The 5,084-nt window shown below is 67.7% G+C and carries 5 protein-coding genes; 4 read left to right on the forward strand and 1 reads right to left on the reverse strand.

The window, feature by feature from the left end:
* Positions 1–67: 67 nt before the first annotated feature.
* The 4 genes from VGF64_03835 (at position 68) to VGF64_03850 (ending at position 3,983) form a co-directional block, all read left to right on the forward strand.
* Positions 68–367 carry a YciI family protein gene (locus VGF64_03835; GenBank protein ID HEY1633864.1) on the forward strand — a complete coding sequence of 100 codons (300 nt, stop codon included), beginning with the start codon at positions 68–70 and terminating at the stop codon, positions 365–367.
* A 288-nt stretch (positions 368–655) separates the two neighbouring features.
* Entirely contained in the window at positions 656–982 is a 327-nt protein-coding gene (locus VGF64_03840; GenBank protein HEY1633865.1) for a putative quinol monooxygenase, read from the forward strand.
* Between the two features lie 330 nt (positions 983–1,312).
* On the forward strand, positions 1,313–1,801 hold the full coding sequence (locus tag VGF64_03845; protein HEY1633866.1) for a MarR family winged helix-turn-helix transcriptional regulator: 489 nt from the start codon (positions 1,313–1,315) through the stop codon (positions 1,799–1,801).
* 49 nt (positions 1,802–1,850) lie between these two features.
* A complete protein-coding gene (locus tag VGF64_03850; protein ID HEY1633867.1) occupies positions 1,851–3,983 on the forward strand; it encodes a chloride channel protein in 2,133 nt (710 codons plus the stop codon).
* Between the two features lie 184 nt (positions 3,984–4,167).
* On the opposite strand, the gene VGF64_03855 is transcribed toward VGF64_03850, so the two are convergent.
* Positions 4,168–4,986: a TIGR03619 family F420-dependent LLM class oxidoreductase gene (locus VGF64_03855; protein ID HEY1633868.1), complete on the reverse strand. Its 819-nt coding sequence runs from the start codon at positions 4,984–4,986 to the stop codon at positions 4,168–4,170.
* Positions 4,987–5,084: the final 98 nt, after the last annotated feature.

The following is a 5,084-nucleotide window of genomic DNA, read 5'->3' on the forward strand; positions in this document are numbered from 1 at the left end:
GGCTTGGCATCACCGGGAGAGATTCTCCGACCGTCGTGTCTGTGCATCGCCAGTGAGAGAATGAAGCGTGGCAGTGTTCGCAGTCATCACCGCAAAGGGACCAAACTGGCTGGTCGACTGCGGGATCCGCGAGCAACCGGCCTGGGACGAGCATGCCCAGTTCTTCGATGGGCTGGTTGAGCGAGCCGTTGTGGTCCTCGGTGGGCCGATCAGCAGCAACAGCGACGATGAGGTCGCTCTCCTCGCAGTCGAGGCTGCGGATGAGAGGGAGCTGCGGTCGATCTTTGATGAGGACCCGTGGGCCAGGAGCGGGGTCCTGCGTGTCAAGGAGGTTCGGGTCTGGACCCTCTGGCTCGACGGTCGGTGAAGTGACTATCCCCGAAGACTCCACTGAGCGTCCCCAAGGAGCAGGCAGGCCCTGACCGTGACCGCCGGCAGTGGGGGACACCGCATCCCGCCCAAGAGTTCGGCGTAGTCAATTCCTAAGCAAAACGAGCAAAATGTGCTTGCGTCAACAGACTCTTAGGTCACTGACCGTCAGCTGGCAGGTCATCGACGCTCCGTATGAGACCAACGGTCCGCCGAGGCAGGACCCCTCCTGGTTGCCAGGATTCGAGATACCAGGCGGCTGACCCCAGGGTCGTAGGCTGACTCCGTGATCTTCATCACCGCCAAGTTCCGGGCCCGCCCTGACGATGCCGATCGCTGGCCGGAGATCGTCGGCGCCTTCACCGCCGCGACCAGAGCCGAGCAAGGATGCCTCTGGTTCGAGTGGTCCCGCTGCCTCGACGATCCCGCGGAGTACGTGCTGGTCGAGGCCTTCCGCGACGACCAGGCCGGTGCCGCCCATGTGCAGTCGGATCACTTCGCGGCCGCCCGCCGCCACCTGCCACCGCACCTTGTGGAGACGCCCCGAATCATCAACGCCACAGTGCCGCAGGACGATTGGTCCCTCCTCGGCGAGATGGAAGTCCATACGTAGGTCACATCGCCGACAGGGGATATGGCGAGCCCCGTGCCGACAGGCCAGCTCGCTCGGGTCCCTCGGAGTCCTTGCCGGCACCGTGGACAACCTGGCGCCTCACGGCTGGCGATGGGTCATTCCGGTTGGGATCGAGTTGCGGTGTCAGGCCGGTATGCGACCTCTGATCGACCAACTCCACGTCAGGTGATACCCCGCAAAGCGACGGCGGTGTGTTTAGCCAGAGGCTCCAAGCGGCCGGGTCGCGCGGTGTCTGCACACGAGCACGACTCGGCCACGGTGCGCTCCGAGCTATCTCACGACGGGGCTAGCGTATGCAATGATTACCCTATGCATGCAAATCCGGCCCCGCCGAGGGTGGAGCGTGACGCCGTCGTCGATGCCGTCCTGACCGCGAGCCGGGTGCTGGTGGCCATCGCCGCCCGCTCGCTCGCCGATGCCGCCGAGGAGGTGACGCTTCCTCAGTACCGATCGCTCGTGGTCCTGGCCTCGCGAGGGCCACAGAGCGTGGCCGAACTCGCTGAGGGGGTCGGCGTCGCGCCGCCCACCGCGACGCGCATGTGCGATCGGCTCGTGCGAAAAGGCCTGGTCCGCCGTCGCGCCGATCGGCGGGATCGCCGGGCGGTCCGGATCGCCCTCACCGCAGAGGGCCGTCGTCTGGTCGACAGCGTGACCAGGCGGCGGAGGCGAGAGATCGCCCGCCTTCTCGGATCCATCCCGATCGAGGCCCAGCGTTCGCTCGTCGAGTCGCTGCAGCTCCTGGCCGAGGCGGGCGGCGAGGTTCCCGAGCAGAGCTGGTCGCTCGGGTGGGAGCTGTGACCGGATGCGAGCGGCGGCAGTGAATCTCGGCCACCCGCACCGACCTCGGGTGGGACGTCCGCTGCCGACGACGGCCAGCTGGCCTCGGCGAGTCCACGACTGGCTTCGGGGCACCTCCACGGGCCTGGCGGTGCTGGCCATCGCAGTGGGCCTCGGCGCAGGCGCTGGGGCGGTTGCCTTCCGCTATCTCATCCTTGGCTTCACCATCTTGTTCACCGGTCGCCACGACTACAGCCTCGCCGACCACATGCCGAGTCCCCACTTCCCGGGTCTCGGCATGTGGTTCCTCCTCCTCGTACCGGTCATCGCCGGTCTCATCTACGGACCCATCATCCAGCGTTTCGCCAAGGAGGCCCGTGGCCACGGGGTCCCCGAGGTCATGCTGGCTGTCTCCGAGCGAGGTGGGCGCATCGGTCCGGCTGTGGCCGCGGTCAAGTCCCTCGCCTCGGCCCTGTGCATCGGCGGAGGGGGCTCGGTCGGCCGTGAGGGGCCGATCGTCCAGATCGGCTCCGCCCTCGGGTCCTCGCTCGGGCAAGGCGTCCGGGTCCCCGAGTCCCGGCTGCGGGTGCTCGTCGCCTGCGGGGCCGCGGGGGGCATCTCGGCGACCTTCAACGCCCCCATCGCGGGGGTCTTCTTCGCCCTCGAGCTGATCTTGCGGGACTTCGGCACCGAGTCCTTCGGTGTGGTGGTGCTGGCCTCGGTGGCTGCCGCGGTGGTGGGCCGTGCCGCCTTCGGCAACCATCCCTTCCTGACCCTTCCCGGCTTTCACCAGGCGTCACCCGTGGATTACCTCTTCTTCGTAGCCCTCGGGTTGCTTGCCGCGGTAGTGGGGGTTGCGTTCATCCGCGTCCTCTACGGGATGGAGGATCTCTTCGACCGGTTCTGGCCTGGGCCGACTTGGCTTCGCCCGGCTACCGGCGGGCTCCTGCTGGGCCTGCTGCTGCTCGGACTGCCCGAGATGTACGGGGTCGGGTACCCGGTGCTGCAGGCCGGGGTCGGGGGGCACTACGCCACCTGGTTCCTCGTGGTCTTGCTCCTGGGCAAGCTGGCCGCCGTCAGCCTCACCATCGCCATCGGAGGCTCGGGAGGCGTCTTCGCTCCTTCCCTGTTCATGGGGGCGATGCTCGGCACGGCCTTCGGGGCAGTCGTGGGCCATATCATCCCTGGAGTCTCGGGCCCCGCCGCCGACTACGGGCTGGTGGGTATGGGCGCGGTGTTCGCCGGAGCCGCTCGGGCTCCGATCACCGCGGTGCTCATCATCTTCGAGCTGACCGGTGACTACGGGGTGATTCTCCCTCTGATGCTGGCCATCGCCGTGGCCACGGCTTTCAGTACGGTGCTCTCCGGCGACACCATCTACACCCTCAAGCTTCGGCGCCGGGGCATCGACATCATGCGGGGCCGGTCGGCCAACGTGATGGAGGTGATGACCGTCTCGGACGCGATGCAACCGGTGCCCGCTGCCGTTCCGGAACAGGTTCCCCTCAACGAGGTGATCGCCCGCCTGGCTGCCGAGCACAAGGACGCCCTCCCAGTCGTCGACCAGGACATCCACTACCGGGGGGCGATCACGACGTCTCAAGTGGAGGAAGCCGCGCGGGAGAACTCCCTCGGCGCCACCGCCGGTGAGCTGGCCAGGGCGGTGTCGGTCCTGCGCCCCGATCAGAGTCTGAACGACGCTCTCAAAGCCTTGGTTCAGGGCGAGCGCTCCGGCCTTCCCGTACTGGGCCCGGATGGGGACCAAGTCGTCGGATGGCTCACTCCGAGAGACGTGCTGTTGGCCTACAGCTCCCGACTCGGTTCCAGCGTCGGCCAAGCCGAGCAACATCCGGATCAGGTCGTCCCCCAGCCCAGGTCACCAGGCGAGCCTGTCGTCGAGCCCGAGCTCGCTCGTCTCCAGGGTTACCGCGTGGTAGATCTGGAGCTCGGCCACGGCGCGCCTCCCGTCGGTCACCGCATCGACGACCTGGAGTGGCCCCCGTCGTCGGTTCTCATCGCCATCCGCCGCGACGCAAAGGCCGTAGGCGTCTCCGAGCAGACCCGCCTCCGTGAAGGTGACCATCTGACCCTGGTCGTCCCCGCGGCCAGCGCTGACGATGTATCGCGCCTGGTGGACGAGGTTCGCCCCGCGGGTGATGGCCGGAACCACGCTGATGCCGGTAAGGAGCGTGAAGTCGACTGATGACTGCCGACGTCGTGGCGAGATGGCCGGATGAGCTTGCTCGAGCCGGTGCCGATCGTCGGATGACGGAAGAGCTTTGCTGTGCGTGCGACGCGGCCGGCCCGATCGAGCGGGCTGGACTGAACGCGCCTGGATGGACGCAATAACGGCGGGTTCTCTCCGCCTCGCGACCGGGTCCTCGCTCTCATAGGACCAAACCGGCCAGAACGTCCATTGCCTCTCGCCACTCCGCCAGGTTCCGGCGCCACGGGGCAGCCATCACATGCTGCACGCCCACTTCTGAATAGGCCGCGCGCTCCTCGAGGATCCGGTTCCGGTCCATGCCGAGGGGATCCCATCCGGTGCGCAGCGAAATGGTGAACTCCGGCTCCGGGCGCTCGGATCGCAGGCGGGCGACGACGGGCGCCGCCTCCTCGGGCGTGACACCGATGAGTTGGAATCCCTCGCCCATCCTGACGGCGCGGCGGTAGGCCGGCTCGCCGCCGCCGCCTACCCAGATGGGCATGCGGCCGACGGGCTTGGGCAGGAGCCGAATGTCGGCGAAGGACCGGAAGCGTCCTACGAACGTCGCCGGGTCCTCGTTCCAGAGCACCCGAAACATCTCCAGCGCCTCATCCAGGCGCCGCCCCCTCGTTGCGAAATCCGCCCCGAGGGCGGCGTACTCGGGCGCTGACCACCCCACTCCCACGGCGATCAGGAGCCGTCCCTTGGACAGGGCGTCCAGGCTGGCCAGCTGATTGGCCAGTGCCACCGGCTCGTGCATCGGCACCACCAGGACGCTGGTGCCCAGGCCCACCCGTTCGGTCACGGCGGCTGCGTGCCCGAGGGTCATAAGTGGGTCGTACAGGTACGGTGACGGGTACTTCTGTGCTGCTGGATGCACGACATGGTCGCTGACCCACACATCGGCGAACCCGAGCCTCTCGGCATCGCCAGCGGCGGTAACGATTGCGTCCGGCCCGGCGACCTGGCCGTACTGCGGCAGATGGATGCCTACGTTCATGGCCGAGCAGCTTAAGCCTCGTACGTGCCACGAGGACCTGACCGGGAGTAGTGTTCACGGTCGGAAGGTGAATCGCTCGTGTCCCTCGAGTGATCGCC

The organism is Acidimicrobiales bacterium, from assembly GCA_036491125.1.
Classification (GTDB): Bacteria; Actinomycetota; Acidimicrobiia; order Acidimicrobiales; family AC-9; genus AC-9.

Bases quoted from the DNA above. Each gene is read 5' to 3' on its own strand.
- VGF64_03845 (HEY1633866.1), top strand. From the start codon at position 1,313: ATGCATGCAAATCCGGCCCCGCCGAGGGTGGAGCGTGACGCCGTCGTC.
- VGF64_03855 (HEY1633868.1), bottom strand. From the start codon at position 4,986: ATGAACGTAGGCATCCATCTGCCGCAGTACGGCCAGGTCGCCGGGCCG.